Below are 328 nucleotides of genomic sequence, written 5' to 3'. Positions count from 1 at the left end.
ACTGAAATTGCACTTTTCTCCACCGAGGAAATTGCTTCCATCAGTGCCAAGGCTCTCGGTGGCCTCACCGGTGACGCAATCGCCGGCCTCACCACAGGCAATGCGGAAGCCCTAACCACGACTCAGGTTGCAGGCCTTTCCTCGACCCAGCTTGCCGCCTTGACCTCGGGCCAGCTCGCTGCCTTCTCATCCGACGATATGGTTGCGATAAGCAAAAAGGCGATCGGTGGCTTGGATCTTACCAAGCTCAGCACGGCCAATGTCGCAGCTCTCAGCTCGACGCAGATTGCAGCACTGTCATCCACCCAGTTCAGCGCTATGTCTTCCG

1 pseudogene is annotated in these 328 nt (G+C 57.6%); it reads left to right on the top strand.

What is annotated here, in order from left to right:
• Positions 1–328, top strand: a pseudogene (locus IFT59_RS23465) (ice nucleation-like protein); the annotation flags it as partial.

This window comes from Rhizobium sp. CFBP 8752, assembly GCF_014842035.1.
Lineage (GTDB): Bacteria > Pseudomonadota > Alphaproteobacteria > Rhizobiales > Rhizobiaceae > Neorhizobium > Neorhizobium soli.
The sequence above is the reverse complement of the archived record's forward strand: the minus strand, read 5'-3'. Positions and strand labels throughout refer to the sequence as shown.